19 protein-coding genes are annotated in these 21,278 nt (G+C 75.3%); 11 read left to right on the top strand and 8 right to left on the bottom strand.

What is annotated here, in order from left to right; genetic code table 11:
- Positions 1-136: 136 nt before the first annotated feature.
- The 7 genes from BJ968_RS18750 to BJ968_RS26930 are packed head-to-tail and all read left to right on the top strand — an operon-like array spanning position 137 to position 7,739.
- The gene (locus BJ968_RS18750) at positions 137-1,501 is read left to right on the top strand and encodes an MFS transporter (protein ID WP_179754395.1); all 1,365 of its coding nucleotides are present in this window, start codon (positions 137-139) and stop codon (positions 1,499-1,501) included.
- Positions 1,502-1,511: 10 nt separating this feature from the next.
- The gene (locus BJ968_RS18745) at positions 1,512-1,859 is read left to right on the top strand and encodes a molybdopterin oxidoreductase (protein ID WP_179754394.1); all 348 of its coding nucleotides are present in this window, start codon (positions 1,512-1,514) and stop codon (positions 1,857-1,859) included.
- Positions 1,860-1,866: 7 nt separating this feature from the next.
- Complete coding sequence (gene nirB, locus BJ968_RS18740; protein WP_343078271.1) at positions 1,867-4,350, top strand: nitrite reductase large subunit NirB; 2,484 nt, start codon at positions 1,867-1,869, stop codon at positions 4,348-4,350.
- Positions 4,347-4,676, top strand: coding sequence for a Rieske (2Fe-2S) protein (locus BJ968_RS18735; protein WP_343078128.1), 330 nt, complete (start codon positions 4,347-4,349; stop codon positions 4,674-4,676). Before nirB ends, BJ968_RS18735 begins: the two co-directional genes overlap by 4 nt.
- Positions 4,673-5,884, top strand: coding sequence for a uroporphyrinogen-III C-methyltransferase (gene cobA, locus BJ968_RS18730; RefSeq protein ID WP_343078127.1), 1,212 nt, complete (start codon positions 4,673-4,675; stop codon positions 5,882-5,884). Before BJ968_RS18735 ends, cobA begins: the two co-directional genes overlap by 4 nt.
- Complete coding sequence (locus BJ968_RS18725) at positions 5,881-6,978, top strand: uroporphyrinogen-III synthase (RefSeq protein WP_179754390.1); 1,098 nt, start codon at positions 5,881-5,883, stop codon at positions 6,976-6,978. The genes cobA and BJ968_RS18725 overlap by 4 nt, the downstream gene beginning before the upstream one ends.
- Positions 6,975-7,739, top strand: a complete 765-nt coding sequence (locus BJ968_RS26930; protein ID WP_218885160.1) for a CbiX/SirB N-terminal domain-containing protein — start codon at positions 6,975-6,977, stop codon at positions 7,737-7,739. Before BJ968_RS18725 ends, BJ968_RS26930 begins: the two co-directional genes overlap by 4 nt.
- On the opposite strand, the gene BJ968_RS25020 is transcribed toward BJ968_RS26930, so the two are convergent.
- Positions 7,672-8,574: an NAD(P)-dependent oxidoreductase gene (locus tag BJ968_RS25020; RefSeq protein ID WP_179754388.1), complete on the bottom strand. Its 903-nt coding sequence runs from the start codon at positions 8,572-8,574 to the stop codon at positions 7,672-7,674. The genes BJ968_RS26930 and BJ968_RS25020 overlap by 68 nt on opposite strands.
- 36 nt (positions 8,575-8,610) lie before the next feature.
- Here BJ968_RS25020 and BJ968_RS18710 point away from each other — a divergent pair, with 36 nt between their 5' ends.
- Positions 8,611-9,777, top strand: a complete 1,167-nt coding sequence (locus tag BJ968_RS18710; RefSeq protein WP_179754386.1) for a PQQ-dependent sugar dehydrogenase — start codon at positions 8,611-8,613, stop codon at positions 9,775-9,777.
- 45 nt (positions 9,778-9,822) lie between these two features.
- On the opposite strand, the gene pdxY is transcribed toward BJ968_RS18710, so the two are convergent.
- Complete coding sequence (gene pdxY / locus BJ968_RS18705; RefSeq protein WP_179754384.1) at positions 9,823-10,674, bottom strand: pyridoxal kinase PdxY; 852 nt, start codon at positions 10,672-10,674, stop codon at positions 9,823-9,825.
- Positions 10,675-10,730: 56 nt separating this feature from the next.
- Here pdxY and BJ968_RS18700 point away from each other — a divergent pair, with 56 nt between their 5' ends.
- On the top strand, positions 10,731-11,339 hold the full coding sequence (locus BJ968_RS18700) for a VTT domain-containing protein (protein WP_179754382.1): 609 nt from the start codon (positions 10,731-10,733) through the stop codon (positions 11,337-11,339).
- Positions 11,336-12,292: a class A beta-lactamase gene (bla, locus tag BJ968_RS18695; RefSeq protein WP_343078126.1), complete on the top strand. Its 957-nt coding sequence runs from the start codon at positions 11,336-11,338 to the stop codon at positions 12,290-12,292. Before BJ968_RS18700 ends, bla begins: the two co-directional genes overlap by 4 nt.
- Here bla and gatB read toward each other — a convergent pair.
- From gatB to BJ968_RS18665, 6 genes are all read right to left on the bottom strand, one after another.
- On the bottom strand, positions 12,285-13,802 hold the full coding sequence (gene gatB / locus BJ968_RS18690) for an Asp-tRNA(Asn)/Glu-tRNA(Gln) amidotransferase subunit GatB (RefSeq protein WP_179754380.1): 1,518 nt from the start codon (positions 13,800-13,802) through the stop codon (positions 12,285-12,287). The genes bla and gatB overlap by 8 nt on opposite strands.
- Positions 13,799-15,343, bottom strand: a complete 1,545-nt coding sequence (gene gatA, locus BJ968_RS18685) for an Asp-tRNA(Asn)/Glu-tRNA(Gln) amidotransferase subunit GatA (protein ID WP_179754378.1) — start codon at positions 15,341-15,343, stop codon at positions 13,799-13,801. The genes gatB and gatA overlap by 4 nt, the downstream gene beginning before the upstream one ends.
- Positions 15,340-15,639 (bottom strand): Asp-tRNA(Asn)/Glu-tRNA(Gln) amidotransferase subunit GatC, encoded by a 300-nt coding sequence (gene gatC / locus BJ968_RS18680; protein WP_179754375.1) that lies wholly within the window; start codon positions 15,637-15,639, stop codon positions 15,340-15,342. Before gatC ends, gatA begins: the two co-directional genes overlap by 4 nt.
- A gap of 172 nt (positions 15,640-15,811) precedes the next feature.
- The gene (gene ligA / locus BJ968_RS18675; RefSeq protein WP_179754373.1) at positions 15,812-17,935 is read right to left on the bottom strand and encodes an NAD-dependent DNA ligase LigA; all 2,124 of its coding nucleotides are present in this window, start codon (positions 17,933-17,935) and stop codon (positions 15,812-15,814) included.
- Positions 17,936-17,963: 28 nt separating this feature from the next.
- Positions 17,964-18,500, bottom strand: a complete 537-nt coding sequence (locus BJ968_RS25015; RefSeq protein ID WP_179754371.1) for a GNAT family N-acetyltransferase — start codon at positions 18,498-18,500, stop codon at positions 17,964-17,966.
- Positions 18,493-19,491 (bottom strand): uroporphyrinogen decarboxylase/cobalamine-independent methonine synthase family protein, encoded by a 999-nt coding sequence (locus tag BJ968_RS18665; RefSeq protein ID WP_218885159.1) that lies wholly within the window; start codon positions 19,489-19,491, stop codon positions 18,493-18,495. The genes BJ968_RS25015 and BJ968_RS18665 overlap by 8 nt, the downstream gene beginning before the upstream one ends.
- A 135-nt stretch (positions 19,492-19,626) precedes the next feature.
- Here BJ968_RS18665 and BJ968_RS18660 point away from each other — a divergent pair, with 135 nt between their 5' ends.
- The gene (locus tag BJ968_RS18660) at positions 19,627-21,276 is read left to right on the top strand and encodes an alpha/beta fold hydrolase (protein WP_179754369.1); all 1,650 of its coding nucleotides are present in this window, start codon (positions 19,627-19,629) and stop codon (positions 21,274-21,276) included.
- Positions 21,277-21,278: the final 2 nt, after the last annotated feature.

Genomic DNA, 21,278 nt, shown 5'->3' with positions numbered 1-21,278 from the left:
TTGCACCGCCGTTTCCCCCGTGTTGCGCCCGTGGTGCGCTCTCCTCACAGCCCCGCCCCGCAGCCGTGAGGACAACGTGACGCGACCGCAACGGCGGACGCCACCGCCCGTAACGCAGCGTGCCTACGTTGCCGCCATGACCCTCGACACCCGCACCACCCCGGTCCCCCGGTCCGGCCGCTGGGTCGACGACCACGACCCCGAGGACGTCGCGCAGTGGGAGTCGACCGGACGCCGCGTCGCCCAGCGCAACCTGTGGCTGTCCATCTTCGCCGAGTTCCTCGGCTTCTCCGTCTGGCAGCTGTGGACCATCGTCACGCCGTCGCTGAACAAGTCCGGCTTCTCGCTGTCCGAGGACCAGATGTTCTGGCTCATCGCCGTGCCGAACCTGGTGGGGGCCACCCTGCGCTTCCCCTACACCTTCGCGGTGCCGCGCTTCGGCGGCCGCAACTGGACGATCGTCTCGGCCCTGCTGCTCATCGTCCCGTGCGCCGGGCTCGCGGTCGTCGTGCAGAACCCCGACACCCCGTTCTGGCTCATGGTCCTGGTCGCCGCGACCGCCGGCGTCGGGGGCGGGAACTTCGCCTCCAGCATGGCGAACATCTCGTTCTTCTACCCCGAGCGGGAGAAGGGCGCGGCCCTGGGCCTCAACGCGGCCGGCGGCAACCTCGGCGTGGCCGTCGTGCAGCTGGTCGTCCCGATCATCGTGGTCATCGGCGGCGGGCTGGCCCTGGACCGCGCGGGCCTGGTCGTCATCCCGCTCGCGGTGCTCGCGGCGGTGCTGGCGTGGCGGTACATGGACAACCTGTCGACGGCCAAGGCCGACTTCGCCGGGTACGCCGCCGCCGTGCGCAACAAGCACACGTGGATCATCTCGTTCCTCTACATCGGGACGTTCGGGTCCTTCATCGGGTACGCCGGGGTGTTCCCCACCCTCATCACCCGGGAGTTCCCGCAGGTCACGTTCAACTGGGGCTTCCTGGGGCTGCCGCAGGTCCCGCTGACCCTGGCCTTCCTCGGCGCGCTCGTCGGGTCGATGGCGCGCCCCAGCGGCGGGAAGCTGGCCGACCGGTTCTCGGGGGCCACCATGAGCATCGTCGCCTACGGCGTCATGGCCCTCGGCGCGCTGGGCGTCATCGCCAGCCTCAGCGCGGGGACGTTCGCCGGGTTCTTCACCAGCTTCCTCGTCCTGTTCATCGCCAGCGGCGTCGGCAACGGAGCGGTGTACCGGATGATCCCGGCCATCTTCCGCGCCGGGGTCGCCCCCGAGGACATGGTCCTGGCCAAGCGGAAGGCCGCGGCCTGCATCGGGATCGCCGCCGGGATCGGCGCGTACGGCGGGTTCGTCATCCCCCGCGTGTTCGCCGCCTCGATCAAGAGCACCGGATCCCTGCAGCCCGCGCTCGTCGGGTTCATCGCCTTCTACGCGGTGTGCGCCGTCGTGACCTTCGCCGTCTACAAGGTCGGCCGCGCCCAGCGCTTCGCCGGCGCCGAGATCTGAGGAGAACACCGTGAGCTCGACCCCCCGCTTCCTGCAGGGCACGTACGCCTTCACCGGCGCCGGCCTGGAGAAGACCGTCCCCCTCGAGGGCCTGGCGGGCCTGCAGGTCCCCGACGGCCACCGCGCGCAGACCGTCTACTTCCGCGGCGGCAACCCCACCGAGGAGCTCGTGGTGGTGGCCCTGCTGCGCGACGGGGTCGTCATGCGGCTCTTCCCCATCGGGGCCAAGGACGCCGTGCACGTCCCGCTGAGCATCGTGGAGGACGTCGAGGCGCCCTCCACCCTGGAGCTGCGGGTCATGGCGCCCGAGGGCCTGAGCGGGTCCGTCGTCGTCGACCTCGGCGTCGTGGAGGTCTGAGGTGACCATCGAAGAGACCGGGACCGTGGAAGCGGCCATCCCGCGCCAGCGCGACCACCGCCGCCGCCTCGTGGTCGTCGGCAACGGCATGGCCGGGATCCGCGCCGTCGAGGAGCTCCTCGAACGCGGCGGGGCCGAGCAGTTCGACATCACCGTGTTCGGCGACGAGCCGTACGGCAACTACAACCGCATCCTGCTCTCGCACGTGCTGTCCGGGGAGGAGACCGAGGAGGGCATCTTCCTCAACTCCCTGTCCTGGTACGAGGAGAACTCCATCGACCTGCGCGCCGGGGTGCGCGTCGACCGCGTCGACCGGTTCGCCAAGGTCGTGCACGACGCCGACGGCGGCCAGACGCCCTACGACACGCTGCTGCTGGCGACGGGGTCCACGCCGTTCTTCCCCTCGATGGACGGGCTGCACCTCGACGGCGTGTTCACGTTCCGCACCCTCGACGACGCCCGTTCCCTGCTGGCCTCGGCCCGGACCCACCGGCGCGCCGTCGTCATCGGCGGCGGCCTGCTCGGGCTGGAGGCCGCGCACGGCCTGGCCACGCACGGCCTGCAGGTCGACCTCGTGCACTCCCCCCAGCACCTCATGAACCAGCAGCTGGGGCCCGAGGCCGGGCGGGTGCTGCGCCGCAAGATCGAGGAGCTGGGCATCCGGGTGCACACCGGCGTCCGCACCCGGGCGCTGCTGGGCACCGACCGGGTGAGCGGGGTGGAGCTGCCCGACGGCACGGTGCTGGAGGCGGACTTCGTCGTCATCGCCGCCGGGATCCGCCCGAACGTGGACGTGGCGCTGCGCTCCGGCCTGGCGGTCGAGCGCGGGGTCGTCGTCGACGACCGCCTGCGCACCAGCCACCCCGACGTGTACGCCGTCGGGGAGTGCGTGCAGCACCGCGGCCAGACGTACGGCCTCGTGGCCCCGCTGTGGGACCAGGCCGGCGTCCTGGCCGACCACCTCACCGGGACCCGGCCGGACGCGCAGTACCACGGGACCCGCACGTCGACGAAGCTGAAGGTCGCCGGCGTCGACGTCGTGGCCATGGGCCTGCCGGGCCCCGAGCGCGACGACGACGAGTTCGTCGTGTTCTCCGAACCGCACCGCGGCGTCTACCTCAACGTCGTGGTCCGCGACGGCCGCCTCGTGGGGGCCACCCTCCTGGGCGACGTCCGCAAGACGGCGTTCCTCACCCAGGCGTTCGACCAGGCCCTGCCGCTGCCGGAGGAGCGCATGAGCCTGCTGTTCGACCTGGGGGCCCCCGACGAGGCCACCTCGGTGGCGGAGCTGTCCGACGACGTCCAGGTCTGCAACTGCAACGGCGTGACGAAGGGGAAGATCGTCGACGCGGTCGCCGGCGGCTGCACCTCCCTGACCGCGGTGATGGGCAAGACGAAGGCGGCCAAGGGCTGCGGGTCCTGCAAGAGCCTCGTCGAGCAGATCACCGAGTGGGCCGCCGGCGGCGAGCTGACGGTCGACGAGAGCGTCAACTGGTACGTGCCGGGCGTCCCGCTGGCCAAGCCCGAGCTCATGGCCGCCATCCGCGAGCGCGGGCTGAAGTCGGTCTCGGCGGTGTTCCGCGAGCTGGCCCCCGGCGGCGTCGAGGACGCCAAGTCGAAGATGGGCCTGACGTCGCTGCTGCGGATGATGTGGCCCGAGGGGATCGAGGAGGAGCGCGACGGCCGGTACATCAACGACCGCGTCCACGCGAACATCCAGCGCGACGGCACGTTCTCCGTCGTCCCGCAGATGAAGGGCGGGGTCACCACCCCCGAGCAGCTGCGCAAGATCGCCGACGTCGCCGACAAGTACGACGTGGGGATGGTCAAGGTCACCGGCGGTCAGCGCATCGACCTGCTGGGCGTGGCGAAGGAGGACCTGCCGAAGGTCTGGAAGGACCTGGGGATGCCGTCGGGCTACGCCTACGGCAAGAGCTTCCGGACCGTGAAGACGTGCGTGGGGTCCGACTTCTGCCGCTTCGGCCTGGACGACTCCACCCAGCTGGGGATCGACCTGGAGACCCGCTACCAGGGCATCGAGACCCCCGCCAAGCTCAAGCTGGGCGTCGTGGGCTGCCCCCGCAACTGCGCCGAGGCGTACGTCAAGGACATCGGCGTGGTCGCCGTCGGCGCCGGGAAGTGGGAGGTCTACGTGGGCGGGGCCGCGGGCGCCACCGTCCGCAAGGGCGACCTGCTGGCCACCGTCGGCTCGGCGCAGGAGGTCCTGACCCTCACGGGCCGGTTCATCCAGTTCTACCGGGAGTGGGGCAACTGGCTGGAGCGCACCTACGAGTTCGTGCCCCGCCTGGGGATCGAGCGGGTGCGCAACGTCCTGGTGGACGACTCCGACGGCCTGGCGGCGGGTTTGGACGAGCGCGTGCAGGCCACCGTCGACAACTACCGGGACCCGTGGCTGGAAGGAGCCGAACCCGTGACGACCGGACAGTTCCGTCCCGCCCTGCCCCTGGGGATGCCGGTGGTGCGCTCGTGAACGGCACCACCAGCCCCACCGCCAGCCCCACGGCGGTGTGCCGGGTCGAGGACCTGCCCGTCGGGGAGGGCCGGACGTACGTCGTCGACGGCGAGCAGGTCGCGCTGTTCCGGCACCGCAGCGGCCGGGTCAGCGCCGTGCAGGCCGCCTGCCCGCACGCGGGCGGGCCGCTGGCCGACGGACAGGTCGACGAGCGGGTCGTGGTGTGCCCGCTGCACCTGGCCACGTTCGACCTCACCACGGGTGAGTCCGCGGGCGGGGAGGGGCCGATCGCGGTGCATCCTTGTCGGGTCACCACAGACGGGCTCGTGGAGGTGTCGCTGTGACGTACCCGCTGCACCTCGACGTGTCCGGCCGCCGGGTCCTGGTCGCCGGCGGGGGGCCCGTCGCGGCCCGCCGCGCCCGCGACCTGGCCGACGCCGGCGCCGACGTCCTGGTCGTCGCCCCCGCGCTGTGCGAGGACCTGCGGGACCTGCTGCCCCGCGTGCGCTGGGAGGCCCGCGAGGTCGAGCCCGCCGACGTCGCCGGTGCCTGGCTCGCGCACACCGCCACCGGCGACCCCGCCGCGGACGCCGCGGTGGCCGCCGCGGCCGAGGCCCTGCACGTGTGGTGCGTGCGGGCCGACGACGCGGCGGCGTCCTCGGCGTGGACGCCCGTCGTCGTGCGCCGCGAGGAGGTGACGGTCTCGGCCACGGCCGGGGGCGACCCGCGCCGGGCCACGGCCCTGCGCGAGGCGCTGTCGCGCTGGCTGGACTCCGGCGCGGCCCCGCTGCGCCGGACCCGCCCGGGCCCGGGCCGGGTCACCCTCGTCGGCGGTGGCCCCGGGGAGGTGGACCTGCTGACGCTGCGCGGGCGGCGGCGGCTGGCCGAGGCGGACGTCGTCGTCGTCGACCGCCTGGCCCCCACGGACGTCCTGGACGAGCTGGACCCCGCCGTCGAGGTCGTCGACGTCGGCAAGACGCCCGACCACCACCCCGTGCCGCAGGAGGAGATCAACCGGATCGTCGTCGGGCACGCCCTCGCCGGCCGCCGCGTCGTGCGGCTCAAGGGCGGCGACCCGTACGTGCTGGGCCGCGGCGGGGAGGAGGTCCTGGCCTGCCGCGCGGCGGGCGTGGACGTCGAGGTCGTCCCGGGCGTCACGAGCGCCCTGGCCGTCCCCGCGGCGGCCGGGATCCCCGTGACCCACCGCGGGCTGGCCCGCTCGGTCACGGTGGTCAGCGGCCACGAGGAGGTCGACGGCGACGCGCTGGCCCGCGTCGAGGGGACGCTGGTGTTCCTCATGGGCGTCACGATGCTGCCCCGGATCGCCGCGGCGCTGCTGGCCGGCGGCAAACCCGCCACCACCCCCGTCGCGGTCGTCGAGAACGGCTGGCGCGCAGGGCAGCGCACGACGCGCGGGACGCTCGCGGACATCGCGGACCTGGCCGCCGAGCGGGGGGTGCGCAACCCCGCGGTCATCGTCGTCGGCGCCGTGGCGGCGCTGGGGGCGGAGATGGCGTCGGGGGCCGCGTTCCCCTACCGTCCGCACTCGTGAGCGAACTCCTGGGCGTGACGATCGGCATCACCAGCGACCGCCGCTCGGGCGACATGATCGCGACGTTCGAGCGCAAGGGCGCCCGCGTCGTCCACGCGCCGACGATGCGCATCGTCCCGCTGACCGAGGACGACCAGCTGCTGGCCGAGACGCGCGACGTCATCGCCGACCCGCCCGACGACGTGCTCATCACGACGGGGATCGGGTTGCGGGGGTGGGTCGAGGCCGCCGACGCGGCCGGGCTGGCCACCCCGCTGCTGGAGACCCTCGGCCGGGCGCGGGTCGTGGCGCGCGGCCCGAAGGCCACCGGCGTCATCCGCGCCAACGGCCTGCGCGAGACGTGGTCGGCGGCCTCGGAGCAGACGGCCGAGGCCGTCGAGCGGCTCGTCGCCGAGGGCGTCGCGGGCCGGTCGGTCGTCGTGCAGCTGCACGGGGCCGCCGACGTCCAGCAGCTCGAACCCCTCGTCGCGGCGGGGGCGCGGGTGCGCGGGGTGTCGGTGTACCGCTGGCTGCCGCCGGCCGACCCCGGGGCCGTGGACCGGCTCGTCGACCTCGTCGCGGCCCGCTCGCTGGACGCCGTGACGTTCACCAGCGCCCCCGGCGCCGTGGCGCTGCTGGAGGCCGCCCGCCAGCGCGGCTCGTTCGACGACCTCGTCGCCGGGTTCCGCGACGGCGTCATCGCCTGCGCCGTGGGCGACGTCACCGCCGAGCCGCTGCGCCTGGAGGGGATCGACCCGCTGATCCCCGACCGGTGGCGCCTGGGCGCGCTGCTGCGGACCCTGACGGCCCACCTGGCCGCGCACCCCGTGGCCGACGTCACGACCGGCTGCGGGCGGCTGGTGCTGCGCGCGCAGACGGCCGTCCTGGACGGGACGGTGCTGGAGCTGGCCCCGGGGCCGCTGGCGGTCCTGCGCCGGCTGGCCCGGGCCGGCGGGACCGTGCTCAGCCGGGAGGACCTGCTGCCGGTCCTGCCGGGCGCGGCCGACGAGCACGCCGTCGAGGTGACCGTCGGGCGCCTGCGGGCGGCGCTGCCCGACGCCGGGCTGGTGCGGACCGTCGTCAAGCGCGGCTACCGGCTGGACGTGGTCGCGTGACCCCCGCGCCGCAGTCCGCGTCGCGGCCCCCGGTGCTCATCGCCTGCTCGCACGGGACGCGCTCGGCCGCGGGCCGGGAGGTCGTCGAGGGGCTGCGCGCGGCCGTCCGCGCGGCCCGGCCGGGGCTGGAGGTCGAGGCCGCCCACGTCGACGTCCACGGCCCCTTCCTGGCCGACGTGGTCGAGCGCGTGTGCACCGGCGGGGACGAGGGGGGGCCCGGCCGGGACGCCGTGGTCGTGCCCCTGCTGCTGTCCAGCGGCTACCACGTGCGCGTCGACATCGCGCAGGCCCTGGAGCGTGGCCACGGCCGGGCCTTCGCCGCGGCCGCCCTGGGCCCCGACGAGGTCATCACGGGCATCCTCGCCGAGCGCCTCGGCGGCTTCGGCGGGGCGGTGGTCCTGGCGGCGGCGGGGTCCTCCGACGCGCAGGCGCAGGCCGACGTGGCCCGGGCCGCGCAGCTGCTGGCGCAGCGCGTGGGCCGTCCCGTGACCACGGGGTTCCTCTCCGCGCAGGAACCGTCCGTCGCCGACGCCGTGGCGGCCGCGGGCCCCGGCCCGGTGGCCGTCGTCAGCTACCTGCTGGCGCCGGGGGTGTTCTCGGCCCGGCTGGACGCCGTGGGGGCGGACCTCGTGACCGCTCCCCTGGGCGTGCACCCGGCGCTGGTCGAGCTCGTGCTGGACCGCTACGACACGGCTACCGGACGACGTTCCGCAACTCCCGACCCGCTGCCAGCCGGGCGATCTGGTCACGCAGCAGGGTGAGCATCCGCGGCCGGAAGGCCGTGGAGTTCCCCCCGACGTGGGGGGTGACGAGGACCCCGGGGGCGGTCCACAGCGGGTGGTCGGCGGGCAGCGGCTCGGGGTCGGTGACGTCGAGGGCGGCGCGCAGCCGGCCCGCGCGCAGCTCGGCCAGCAGCGCCGCGGTGTCCACGACGGGCCCGCGGGCCACGTTGACGACCAGCGCCCCGTCCGGCAGCGCGGCGAGGAACCCCCGGTCGACCAGCCCCCGGGTCCGTTCCGTCAGGGGGCAGGCCAGGACGACGACGTCGTGCTGCGGCAGCAGGTCGGGCAGCTCCTCCACGGCGTGCACCGGCACCCCGTCCTGCACGCGCGCGCGGGTGCCGACGGCGGTCACGGAGCACTCGAACGGCGCGAGCCGGGCCGCGGTCGCCCGGCCCACCCCGCCCCAGCCGACGACGAGGACGCGGCGGTCGGCCAGGGACGTGCGCCGGGAGGGGTTCCACTCCCCCGCCGCCATGGCGCGCGCGTCGTCGCCGATCCCGCGCAGCGCGGCGATCGCCAGGCCGACGGCCAGCTCGGCGGTGGACGTCTCGTGGACGCCGGTGGCGTTGCACAGCCGCACCCCCGCGGGCAGCTGCTCGGGGACCCCGTCGTACCCGATGGTCAGCAGCTGCACGGCGCGCGTGCCGGCCGGCAGGTGGGACAGGTCCGGGGTGGCGACGTACGGCGGCACGACGAGGTCGGGGGCCGGCCCGGGCAGGGGGCCGGCCCCGTCCCAGACGACGACGTCGGCGCCCTCGACGGGACCGAGGGCGCTGGCCCAGGAACAGGACGGGACGCTGACGAGGAGGCTCACGTCGCGCACGGTACCGAGCCGGGTGAGGATGGGTCCGTGAGCCGAGGACCGCGCGCGCTCGTCCCCGTGGCCCTGACCGGGGTGCTCCTGGTGGGCTGCTCGAACAGCGCCCCCGGGGCGTCCTCCCCCTCCCCCACGTCGGCGACCTCGTCCGCGGAGCCGGCCCCCACCGGCGGTGCGGCGGCCCCCGTGCCCGACCCGCGGGCCGCCGCCATCGGCAAACCCGGCACCCCGGTGGACATCGCGACGGGCCTCGACGTCCCGTGGGGGCTGGCGGTGCTGCCGGACGGGACGGCGCTGGTGACGCTGCGGGACCAGGCCCGCGTCGTGCGGCTGGGGCCGGGCGTGCGCGACGTGCTGGGCACCGACGGCCCGGACGGGGAGGTCCCCGACGTCGCCCCCGCCGGCGAGGGCGGCCTGCTGGGCGTCGCGGTCTCGCCCGCGTTCACCACCGACCAGCACGTGTTCCTCTACCAGACCGCGCGGGACGACAACCGCGTCGTGCGCTACACGCTGGTGCAGAACCGCCTCACGCAGGCCACGCCGATCGTGACGGGGATCCCGAAGAACACCACCCACAACGGGGGGCGGCTGGCGTTCGGGCCCGACGGCAAGCTGTACGTCGGGACCGGGGACGCGCAGGACCGGCCCAGCGCCCAGGACGTGGGCTCCCTCGGCGGGAAGGTCCTGCGGGTCGAGGCCGACGGGTCGATCCCCTCCGACAACCCCTTCCAGGGCTCGCGCACGTGGTCCTACGGCCACCGCAACGTGCAGGGTTTCGGCTGGGACGCCACGGGCCGGATGATCGCCTCGGAGTTCGGGCAGGACACCTGGGACGAGCTCAACGTCATCAGGCCCGGCGGGAACTACGGCTGGCCCGAGGTGGAGGGCCCCGGGGACGGCGGCGGGGAGTACGTCGCGCCCCTGCAGACGTGGGCGACGGCCGACTCCTCCCCCTCCGGCGTCGCCGTCACCCCCGACGCCGTGTACGTCGCGGCCCTGCGGGGCCAGCGGCTGTGGCGGGTCCCGCTGAACCCCGACGGCCCCACCGGGACCCCCGACGCCTACCTCGACGGCACCCTGGGCCGGCTGCGGACCGTGGAGGTGGGACCGGACGGGTCGTTGTGGGTCCTCACCTCCAACACGTTCCGCGGCACCCCCAGGCAGGGCGACGACCGGCTCGTGACGGTCCCGCTGACGTGACCGGCGGAGTGACCGGCGGAGTGACCGGCGGCGGGAGCGGCGGGGTCAGCGCACGCGCCGGGCGGTGAACTGCAGGCGCGGGTGCGCGTACGCCTCCTGCGCCTCGACGAGCTGCAGCTCCCGCTGCCCCGACCGGTACGTCAGCTCGATGAGGTCGAAGACGCTGGAGACGGTGCGCTCCAGCGCCACCTTCGCGTCCCCAGTGGAGCGCAGGTGGGCGGTGAACAGCGCGGCCGTCACGTCGCCGGAGCCGTTGGCCTTGAACGGCAGCATGGGCGTCTGGACGACCCAGGCGCCGGAGTCGTCGGCGACGAGGACCTCGACGGTGCCCTCCTCGCGGTCGGGGCGCTCCACGCTGGTCACCAGGACGGTCGAAGGGCCCATGGCCCGGGCCGCGTCGACCGAGGCGAGGGTGGACTCCAGGGTCGAGGGCTCGGTGCCGGTGAGGTACCCCAGCTCGAACTGGTTGGGCGTGATGACGTCGGCGACGGGCACGACGCGGTCGCGCAGCAGGTCGGGGATCTCCGGGGCGACGAAGCAGCCCGACTTCGCGTTGCCCATGACCGGGTCGCACGCGTAGATCGCGGACGGGTTCGCGGCCTTCACCCGCCGCACGGCGTCCACGATCACGTCACCGATCCCGACCCCGCCCTGGTACCCCGACAGGACGACGTCGACCTGCGGGAACACCCCGCGCTCCTCGACGCCGGTGAGGACGTCGGCCACGTCCGCCGGGGAGATGAGCGGACCCCGCCAGGCGCCGTACCCGGTGTGGTTGGAGAAGTTCACCGTGTAGACGGGCACGACCTCGACCCCGATGCGCTGCAGGGGGAAGACCGCGGCGGAGTTGCCGACGTGACCGTGGGCGACGGCGGACTGGATGGAGAGCACCTTCACCCGCGGGAGGATACGCCCGCCCCCCGGGCCGACGCCGGGCGTGGCAGGCTGGCCGGGTGTTCGACCAGCTCAACGCGCTCGTCACCGAGCACGCGGGAGCCCCCTGGGTGCTGGCCGCGGTGCTCGCCCTGGCCGCGCTCGACGGTTTCGTCCCGCCGCTGCCCAGCGAGTCGATCGTCATCGGGCTCTCGGCCGTCGCCGCCGACACCGGGCACCCCGACCGGTGGGCGCTGTTCGGCTGCGCGGCGGTCGGGGCGTTCCTGGGGGACAACCTCACCTACGCCCTGGGCCGGCACTCCCCGCTGCGCCGCTGGGTCGCCGGGCACCCCCGGCTGGAACGGGCCTTCAGCCGCGCCGCCCTGGAGCTGGACCGGCGGGGCCCCTTCGCGATCCTCGCGGCCCGCTACGTGCCGATCGGGCGGGTCGCGGTGAACCTCACGGCCGGGGCGGTGCAGTTCCCGCGGACCCGGTTCGTGGGGCTCAGCGCGCTCGCGGCGCTCACGTGGGCGGCGTACTCGATCGCGATCGGGTCGCTGGCCGGGCACTGGGTGGAGTCCACCCCGCTGGTGGGGGCCGTGCTGGGGATCGTCGTCGCCCTGGCGCTCGGGTTCGTCGTCGACCTTCTGCTCAACCGGTTCGTCCACGCCCGGGGAGGGGCCCGGTGAGGCGGCGCGGCACCGCGCTGCTGGGGTGCGCCCTGCTCCTGGCGGCCTGCTCGGGGACGGCCGGGGACCCCACCGCCCCGACCCCGACCCCGTTCCCGTCCACGTCCTCAGCCCCGTCCCCGTCCTCGTCCCCGTCCACGTCCTCAGCCCCGTCCACGGCCCCGTCCCCGCCGGCCCTCGACCCCGGCCTCGGCGCGCTGGAGCAGGAGTTCGGGGCCCGGCTGGGCGTGTGGGCCGTCGACACCGGCACGGGGCGGACGGTGGAGCACCGGGCCGACGAGCGGTTCGCGTTCGCCTCCACGTACAAGGCGCTGGCCGCGGCCGCGCTGCTGGCCGACGGCACCGACCTCGACCGCCGGGTCGCGGTCGAGGAGGCCGACCTCGTGAGCCACTCCCCGGTCACCGCGCAGCACGTCGCGGACGGCCTCACCCTGGGCCGGGCCGCCGAGGCGGCCGTCACCGTCAGCGACAACACCGCCGGGAACCTGCTGCTCGACGCCCTCGGCGGCCCCGCCGGGTTCCAGGCGCGGCTGCGGGCCCTCGGCGACACCGTCACGCGGTCCGACCGCACCGAACCCGGCCTCAACGACACCGCGCCCGGGGACGCGCGCGACACCACCTCACCGCGCGCCTTCGGCACCGACCTGCGGGCCTACGCCCTCGGCGACGCCCTCGACCCCGCCGACCGCGAGCTCCTCGCGACGTGGCTGCGGGCCAGCACCACCGGGCCCGACCTCGTGCGGGCCGGGGTCCCCGCCGGCTGGGACGCGGGCGACAAGACCGGGCGCACCGGCGTCCACGCCGGCCTCAACGACCTCGCCGTGCTCCGGCCCCCCGGCGGGGCCGCCCCCTGGGTCCTGGCCGTCTTCTCCGACCGGCCCGGGACCGACGACGAGCCCGACCCCGCGCTCGTGGCGCGCGCGGCCGGGCTCGTCGTCCAGCGGCTCAGCTGACGCGTTCGGCGATCAGCCCGCGGATCTTCGCCGCGTCCGCCTTGCCCTGCATCTCCTTCATGACCTGGCCGATGAGCGCCCCGGCGGCCTGCGCCTTCCCGCCGCGGATCTTCTCGACCACGTCGGGGTTGGCCGCCAGCACCTTGTCCACGGCCGCGGCCAGCGCGCCGTCGTCCTGGACGACGACGAGGCCGCGCGCCTCCACGACCTGCGCGACCGACCCCTCCCCGGCCAGCACGCCGTCGAGGGCCTCCCGGGCGAGGCGGTCGGTGAGCTTGCCGGCCTCGACGAGCCCGGCCAGCTCGGCCACGTCGGCGGGGGTGACGGGCAGGTCCGCCAGGTCCACGCCGTCGGCGTTGGCGCGGCGGGCCAGTTCCCCGGACCACCACTTGCGAGCCGCGGCGGGCGAGGCCCCCGCCGCGACGGTGGCCTCGACGACGTCGAGGGCCCCGGCGTTGACGAGGTCGCGGAACTCCAGGTCGGAGAAGCCCCACTCGGCGTGCAGCCGCTTGCGGCGCTGCGCCGGCGGCTCGGGCAGCGAGGCGCGCAGCTCCTCCACCCACGCCCGGTCCGGGACGATCGGCACGAGGTCGGGTTCGGGGAAGTACCGGTAGTCCTCGGCGTCGGACTTCTCCCGGCCCGAGGTCGTCAGGCCGGTGTCCTCGTGCCAGTGCCGGGTCTCCTGCACGACCTTCGCGCCCGAGCGCAGGACCGCGGCGTGCCGGGACACCTCGTAGCGCACGGCCCGCTCGACCGAGCGCAGCGAGTTGACGTTCTTCGTCTCCGAGCGGGTGCCCAGCGGGGACTGCGGGGTCGGGCGCAGCGACAGGTTCACGTCGCAGCGCAGCGAGCCCTGCTCCATCTTCACGTCCGAGACGTCGAGCGCGCGCAGCAGGTCCCGCAGGGCCGCCACGTAGGCGCGGGCCACGTCGGGGGCGCGGTCACCGGTGCCCTCCAGGGGCTTGGTGACGATCTCGATGAGCGGGATGCCCGCGCGGTTGTAGTCCACCAGGGAGTACTCCGCGCCGTGGATGCGCCCCGTCGACCCGCCGACGTGCAGGGACTTGCCGGTGTCCTCCTCCATGTGCGCGCGCTCGACGAGGACGCGGTAGGTGAAGGCGGGCTTCGTGCCGTCCTCCGACGCCGGGACGTCGACGTCGAGGTAGCCGTCGTAGGCGATCGGCTCGTCGTACTGCGACGTCTGGAAGTTCTTCGGCATGTCCGGGTAGAAGTAGTTCTTCCGGGCGAACCGGCAGGACTGCGCGATGGAGCAGTTCAGCGCCAGGCCGATGCGGATCGCCGACTCCAGGGCCTTGGCGTTCAGCACCGGCATGGACCCGGGCAGGCCCAGCGACGTCGGGTCCACCTGGGTGTTCGGCTCGGCGCCGAACTCCGTGGGGGCCCCGGAGAACATCTTCGTCGCGGTGTTCAGCTCGACGTGCACCTCGAGCCCGAGGACGGGGTCGAAGCTCGCCACCGCCTCGTCGTAGTCGACCAGTTCCACGGTCACGCCGAAACCCCCTGCCAGGTCGGGATCTTCGCGAGCAACGGCCCGCCCCACGAGTCGTTCAGCCGCGTCTCCAGCGCCGCCCCGACCCGGTACAGCCGGTCGTCGGCCTGCTGGGGGGCCAGGATCTGCAACCCCACCGGCAGGCCCTCGGACAGGCCGGCGGGCAGGGACATGCCGGGGATGCCGGCCAGGTTCGCCGGGATCGTCGCGACGTCCCCGGCGTACATCGCCAGCGGGTCGTCGAGCTTCTCCCCCAGCTTGTAGGCGACCGTCGGGGCGGTCGGGGACACGAGCACGTCGACCTGCCCGAACGCGGCGTCGAAGTCGCGCTGCACCAGGGTGCGGACCTTCTGCGCGCTGCCGTAGTAGGCGTCGTAGTACCCCGCGGACAGGGCGTAGGTGCCGAGGATGATGCGGCGCTTGGCCTCGTCGCCGAACCCGGCGGCGCGGGTGGCGCGCATGACGGTCTCGGCCGTCACGCCCTCCCCCTCGGGCACGACGCGCAGGCCGTACCGCATGCCGTCGAACTTGGCGAGGTTGCTGGAGGCCTCGCTCGGCAGGATGAGGTAGTACGCGGCGAGGGCGTGCACGATGTTCGGCAGGCTCAGCTCGACGACCTCGGCGCCGGCGGCGCGGAACTGCTCGAGGGCCTCCTCGAAGCGCGCGACGACCCCGGGTTCGTACCCCTCGCCGGACAGCTCCTTCACGGCGCCGACCCGCACGCCGGTCAGGTCCCCGGACGCGCCGAGGCGCGCGGCCCCCACGACGTCGGGGACCGCGGACGGCAGGGAGGTGGAGTCGTACGGGTCGTGGCCGGCGATGACCGCGTGCAGCAGCGCCGTGTCCATGACGGTCCGCGCGCACGGTCCGGCCTGGTCCAGGGAGCTGGCCAGGGCGATGAGGCCGTACCGCGAGACCGCGCCGTAGGTCGGCTTGACGCCGACGGTGCCGGTGACCGCGGCCGGCTGGCGGATCGAGCCGCCGGTGTCCGACCCGACGGTCAGCGGAGCCTCGAAGGCCGCGAGCGCCGCCGCGGACCCGCCGCCGGAGCCGCCGGGGATGCGGGTGGGGTCCCACGGGTTGCGGGTCTCGCCGAAGGCGGAGTGCTCGGTGGTCGAGCCCATCGCGAACTCGTCCATGTTGGTCTTGCCGAGGACGACGAGACCGGCGGCGTGCAGCTCGCGCACGACGGTGGCGTCGTACGGCGGGACCCAGCCCTCGAGCATGCGCGACCCGGCCGTGGTGGGCAGACCGCGGGTGGTCAGGACGTCCTTGACGCCGATCGGGACCCCGGCGAGGGGCCCGAGGTCGGCGCCGGCGGCGCGGTCGGCGTCGATCTGCCGGGCGCGGGCCAGGGCGCCGTCGTGGTCGACGTGCAGGAAGGCGTGCACGCCGTCGGGGTTGGGGCCGGAGGTGGGGCCGTCGACGGCGTCGATGCGGTCCAGGTGGGCCTGGACGACCTCCTCGGCCGAGACGACCTTGGCGCGCAGGCCCTCGGCGAGCCGGGTGGCGTCCCAGTGGACGAGCTCGTTGACGCTCACGCCTCCTCCCCCAGGATCATCGGGACCCGGAACCGGCCGTCCTCCGCCGCGGGGGCGCCGGCGAGCGCCTCCTCGGCGGTCAGCCCCGGGCGGACGACGTCGGGGCGCGTGACGTTGGTCAGCGGCACGGGGTGGGAGGTGGCGGGGACGTCGTCGGTGGCGACCTTCGCGACGGCCGCGACGGCATCGAGGACCGCGTCGAGCTGGCCGGCCATGCGGTCCAGCTCCTCGTCGGTCATGTCGATGCGCGCCAGGCGCGCGAGGTGCTCGACCTCGGGACGGGTGATGGCGGACACGAACGGTGAGTCTATTCGGCCCGGCCGGGGCGGGCTGCGGTCCACCGGTCGCGGCGCCGCGGCGCGGGGCGCGGCGGCGGTCGCGAGGACGGTGCCGGGACCGTCGCAGCGGCCCGCGGCGGGGGGTGGCGGAGCGGCCCGTGGCCCCCCGCCGGCCCCCTCCCCGGCGGCGTCACTCGGGGGCGGCCGCGGGAACGGGGTCGGGAACGGGTTCGGGAGCGGGTTCGGCGGCGGGCACGGCGTCCGGGCCACCGGCCAGCAGCGCCGTGAACCCCGCCTCGTCGAGGACCCGCACCCCGAGCTGCTCGGCCTTGTCGGCCTTGGACCCGGCCGCCTCGCCGACGACGACGAAGTCGGTCTTCTTCGACACCGAGCCCGACGCCTTGCCGCCGCGGGACAGGATCGCCTCCTTGGCCTCGTCGCGGGAGTACCCGGCCAGGGAGCCGGTGACGACGACCGTCAGGCCCTCCAGGGTGCGCGGGGTCGACTCGTCGCGCTCGTCGGCCATCCGGACGCCGGCCTCGCGCCACTTGCGCACGACCTCGCGGTGCCAGTCGACGGCGAGCCACTCCACGACGGCCTCGGCGATGGTGGGACCCACCCCCTCGGCGGCGGCGATCTCCTCGGCCGTGGCGGCCTCGATCGCCTCCATCGACCCGAACGTCGAGGCCAGGGCGCGGGCCGCGGTGGGACCGACGTGCCGGATCGACAGGCCCACCAGGACCCGCCACAGCGGGCGGTCCTTGGCGGCGTCGAGGTTCTTCAGGAGCTTGCGGCCGTTGGCCGAGACCGTGCCGGCCTTGGTCAGGAACAGCGGGACCCGCGCCAGGTCCTCCTCGGACAGCGTGAACACGTCGCCCTCGTCCTCGATGACCCCGGCCTGCAGCAGCGCGGTGGCGGCCTCGTAGCCGAGGGCCTCGACGTCGAAGGAACCGCGTCCGGCGAGGTGGAACACGCGCTCGCGCAGCTGCGCGGGGCAGCTGCGGGTGTTGGGGCAGCGGATGTCGACGTCGTCGGCCTTCTGCCGGGCCAGCGGCGTGCCGCACTCGGGGCAGACGGTGGGCATGACGAACTCGCGCTCGTCGCCGGTGCGGGAGTCCACGACGGGGCCGAGGACCTCGGGGATGACGTCACCGGCCTTGCGGACGACGACGGTGTCGCCGATGAGGACGCCCTTGCGCCTGACCTCGTCGGCGTTGTGCAGCGTCGCCATCTTCACGGTGGACCCGGCGACCAGGACGGGTTCGAGGACGGCGAAGGGGGTGACCCGCCCGGTGCGGCCGACGTTGACCTGGATGTCGTGCAGGACCGTCGTGACCTCCTCGGGCGGGTACTTGAACGCGATGGCCCACCGGGGCGCGCGCGAGGTCGTCCCCAGCCTGCGCTGCAACGGCACCTGGTCGACCTTCACGACGACCCCGTCGATCTCGTGCTCGACGTCGTGCCGGTGCTCGCCGTAGAACCGGACGTAGTCCGCGACCTCGGGCAGGGTGTCGACCACCTTCACGCGCGGGGACGTCGGCAGCCCCCACGCCGCGAGCTTGGCGTACGCCTCGAACTGGGAGGCGTTCTCCATGCCCCGGCGGGCCCCGATGCCGTGCACGAGCATCCGCAGGGGGCGGGTCGCGGTGATGCGGGGGTCCTTCTGCCGCAACGAACCCGCCGCGGCGTTGCGGGGGTTGGCGAACGGTGGTTTCCCCGCCTCGACGAGCCCGGCGTTGATGGCGGCGAAACCGTCGAGGTGGAAGAACACCTCCCCGCGCACCTCGAGGAACTCCGGCACGCCCTCGCCCGTGAGCTCGTGCGGGACGTCGCCGATGGTGCGGACGTTGTAGGTGACGTCCTCGCCCGTCCGGCCGTCGCCGCGCGTGACGCCGCGCACGAGGCGGCCGCCCTCGTACACCAGGTCGATCGCCAGGCCGTCGATCTTCGGTTCGCACAGGTACCGGGCGCCCTCGCCGACCTCCTTCTCGACGCGTGCGGCCCACTGCGACAGCTCGTCGAGGGAGAAGGCGTTGTCGAGGCTGAGCATGCGCTCGGGGTGGTCGACGGCGGCGAACTCGGTGGAGAACGTGCCGCCGACGGTCTGGGTGGGCGAGTCCGGCGTGCGCAGCTGCGGGTGCTCCTCCTCGAGCGCGCGCAGTTCCCGCTCCAGCTCGTCGTACTGCCCGTCGCTCAGCGGGGAGGAGTTGCGCACGTAGTACGCGAACCGCGCGGCCTCGATCCGGGCCACGAGCTCCTCCCAGCGGTGCCGGGCCGACGGGGGGATCGCACTGTCGTCGCTCACGGGGAACATCCTGCCGCGAGGCTCCGACAGGCGCGTCTCACGTCGTGGGGGCGGTCGGCCGGCGCAGGACCACGAACTCCAGGTCGTCGCGCAACGGCCGGCCGAACCGCTCGTCCCCGTAGGGGAACGGGCGCCGCTCGCCGGTCGCGGTGAAACCGAGCCGCTCGTACCAGGCGATGAGGTCGGCGCGCTGGACGATGACCGTCATCTCCAGGGCGCTCGCGCCCCAGCGCCGGACGGCCTCGGCGTCGGCGCGGGTGAGCAGCCGGCGGCCGATGCCGCCGCCCTGCGCGGCCGGGTCCACCGCGAACGTGCCGAAGTAGGCCACCTGCCCGACCTGCCGCAGCTCGCAGCAGCCGACGAGCGCGCCGTCGCGCTCGGCCAGCAGCAGCACCGACCCCGGGGCGTCGACGACGGCGCCGATCCCCCCGGCGTCGGTGCGCTGCCCCGCCAGCAGGTCCGCCTCCGTCGTCCAGCCCGCGCGGCTGGACTCCCCCCGGTAGGCGGACTCCACGAGCGCCACCACGGCGGGCACGTCGGCCGCGGTCGCCTCGCGGAACGTCGGGTCAGTCACCGGAAGCCTCCTCCAGGGCGGCGGCCGCCTCGCGCAGCCGGGTCAGCAGGCCCCGCACGGCGGCCGGGTCGGTGTCGGCCAGCCCGGTCGCGGGGGTCAGGACGACGTCCGCGAGCGCCGTCGCGGGCAGCCCGACGCGCCGCCAGGGCAGGCGCACCGCGTCGACGAGGGAGCCGACCGCGGGCAGGTCCCCCCGCACGGGCAGGGCACCGGCCCACAACCGCAGGCCGTCCTCGACGCAGGCCGCGACCGACTCCCAGCCGGCCGGGCCCAGGGAGCGCACGTCGAGGGCGACCCCGGCTGCCCCGGTCTCGCGGACCAGCGCCCAGGGCGCCTCCTCGGGGGTGAGCCGGACGACGGGCTCGGCGTCGGCGGCGCGGACCGCGGCCAGGACGTCGCGCAGCCCGTCGCGGACCTCGGCGCGGTCCACGGCGCGCAGCGTCCCGTAGCCGGACTGGGTGGGCAGTCGGCCGGCGAGCACGGCGGCGAGCGAGGGCTCCTCGACGTGGACGACGACGCGGGCGCCGGGCACGAGCCGCCGCACGTCGGCGACGTGGCGGCTCAGGCCCTCGGCGAGGGAGGCGACGACGTCGCGGCGGGCGCCGGGGTCGGCGACGCTGCGCTCGCCGCGGTTCAGCTCGACGGCGGCCAGCAGCGTCCAGGGACCGACGACGGGCAGCGCGAGCGCCCCGGTCCACCCGTCGGCGGCCTCGGCGAGCTCGTCGAGGTCGGCGCGCAGGAAGGACGCGGCCCGGGCCGCGTCCCGGCCGGGGGCGTCGACGAAGCGCCAGCCGGCGGGCTGGCGGTCCACGGGCAGGTCCACCAGCAGGGCCGCGGTGCGGCCCAGCGGGTCCGCGCCCGGGCCCCGGGCGGGCAGCGGGGCCAGGTGCGGGACGTGGGGCGGGTCGCCGAGCTCCCCGAAGACGGTCCGCGCGGCCTCGCGGGGGTCCTCACCGGGCATCGGGCCGACGGCGGCGGCGGTTCCTGGCACGAGGGCGACGGTACCGGGGGCGCGCGCGGGGTCCGTCGAAGGGAGGACCCGGGGTGCACCGGAGGTCCGTTGGCACCGGCGGGGCGGGTGCGGGTGGATGGGAGCGTCACAGCAGACTCCTGGGAAGGCTCCCCCGTGCACCTCCGCCGTCCAGCCGTCGTGGGCGTCCTGGCCCTGACCGGTTCGCTCCTGGCCGCCGCCCCACCGGCCTCGGCCACGCCCGCACCCGACCCCCTCGTGCAGGCCCAGCGCGAGTTCGAGCAGCGCACCCCCGAGCGGTTCCGCGACCAGCAGCTCGCCTGGGCGCCCTGCACCACCGACCAGCTCGGCCTCCTCGCCGGGCTGACGTCGGGGCTGGAGTGCGCGCGGGTGGCCGTCCCGCGCGACTGGGACGACCCGGAGGCGGGTGAGCCGCTGCACGTCACGATCAGCCGCGCGCCGCGCACGGGCCCGCGCCCCGAGCGCACGATCGTCACCAACCCCGGCGGGCCCGGCGGCGCGGGGCTGTCGCTGGCCGCCCTCGGGACGCAGGTGCCGGCGCTGGCCGGGACCGAGGTCGTCGGCCTCGACGTGCGGGGCACGGGCGCCAGCTCGGCGTTCACGTGCGGGACCGGCGCGACCGACCGGCTCCCCGACGTCCGCGACCGCTCCCCCGAGGCGCTCGCCGCGACGGCGCGGGCCGTGCGGGCCGTGGCGCAGGAGTGCTCGGCGGACCCGCTGGCCCCGGTCGTCAACACGCAGCAGACCGTCCACGACGTCGACCTGGTCCGCGACGCCCTGGACCGGGACACGATCGACTGGGTCGGGTACTCCGGCGGGACGTGGCTGGGCACGCAGTTCGCGACCCACCTGCCCGCCCGGGTCGGCCGGTTCGTCCTGGACTCCACGGTCGACGCGACGGCCGGCTACCAGGAGGTCTTCTCCTACCAGCCCATGGCGTTCCAGCGCCGGTTCGACGAGGACTTCACGCCGTGGGCCGCGGCCGGGAACGGCACGTACGGGCTGGGCGCGACCCCGCAGGAGGTCACGGCGACCTACGAGGGGCTGCGCGCCGCCCTCGTCGCCCACCCGCTGCCCACGCCGACGACGACCCTGGACGGCAACGGCCTCGACACCGTCGTGGCCCAGGCGATGTACGGCAAGGCGCAGTTCCCCGTCCTGGCGCAGACCTTGAGCGGTCTGCGGACCGTGCTGGCGCTGCGCGGCGACGCCGACCTGCCCGTCCCCGCCGCCCTCCAGCGGCTCGTGACGGACCTGCTCGAGCGGCTCAGCGGTCCCCCCGGAGCCACCCGGACGATGACGGCCACGTTCGCGGCGACGACGTGCAACGACAGCCCGTGGACCACCGACCAGGCCTTCTGGGACGCCTACGGGACCGAGCAGGGCCGCCGGTACCCGCTCGTCGGGTACGCCCAGAGCGCCCAGGTCTGCGCGGCGTGGGACCGCACGCCCGTCGACCTGCCGACCGTCGACGGCGCGGACCTGCCGCCGCTGCTCATCGTGCAGTCCCGCCACGACCCCGCCACCGCCTACGAGGGCGCGCTGCAGACGCACGAGGCGCTCGGCTCGTCGGTGCTGGTCACCGTCGAGGACGAGGGCGACCACGGCCTCTACGGCGTGGGCGGCAACGCGTGCGTCGACGACGTCGTGGGGGCGTTCCTCACCGACGGCACCGTCCCCGCCGGCGACCTGTCCTGCGCCGGCACCGGCCTGCCCCCCGTCGGCGGCGGCGCCGGGGAGGGCGTGCTGGCGCAGGTGCTGCGCGCCGCGCGGACGGGTGGGTGAGG

Origin of the sequence: Kineococcus aurantiacus (genome assembly GCF_013409345.1) — a bacterium.
GTDB lineage: Bacteria > Actinomycetota > Actinomycetes > Actinomycetales > Kineococcaceae > Kineococcus > Kineococcus aurantiacus.
Note: the sequence above shows the minus strand (reverse complement) of the source record. Positions and strands in the feature narration are given on the sequence as shown.

What these genes read in the sequence shown, in the direction of transcription:
- BJ968_RS18750 (WP_179754395.1), top strand. Translation starts at nt 137, where the DNA reads ATGACCCTCGACACCCGCACCACCCCGGTCCCCCGGTCCGGCCGCTGG.
- ligA (WP_179754373.1), bottom strand. Translation starts at nt 17,935, where the DNA reads ATGTTCCCCGTGAGCGACGACAGTGCGATCCCCCCGTCGGCCCGGCAC.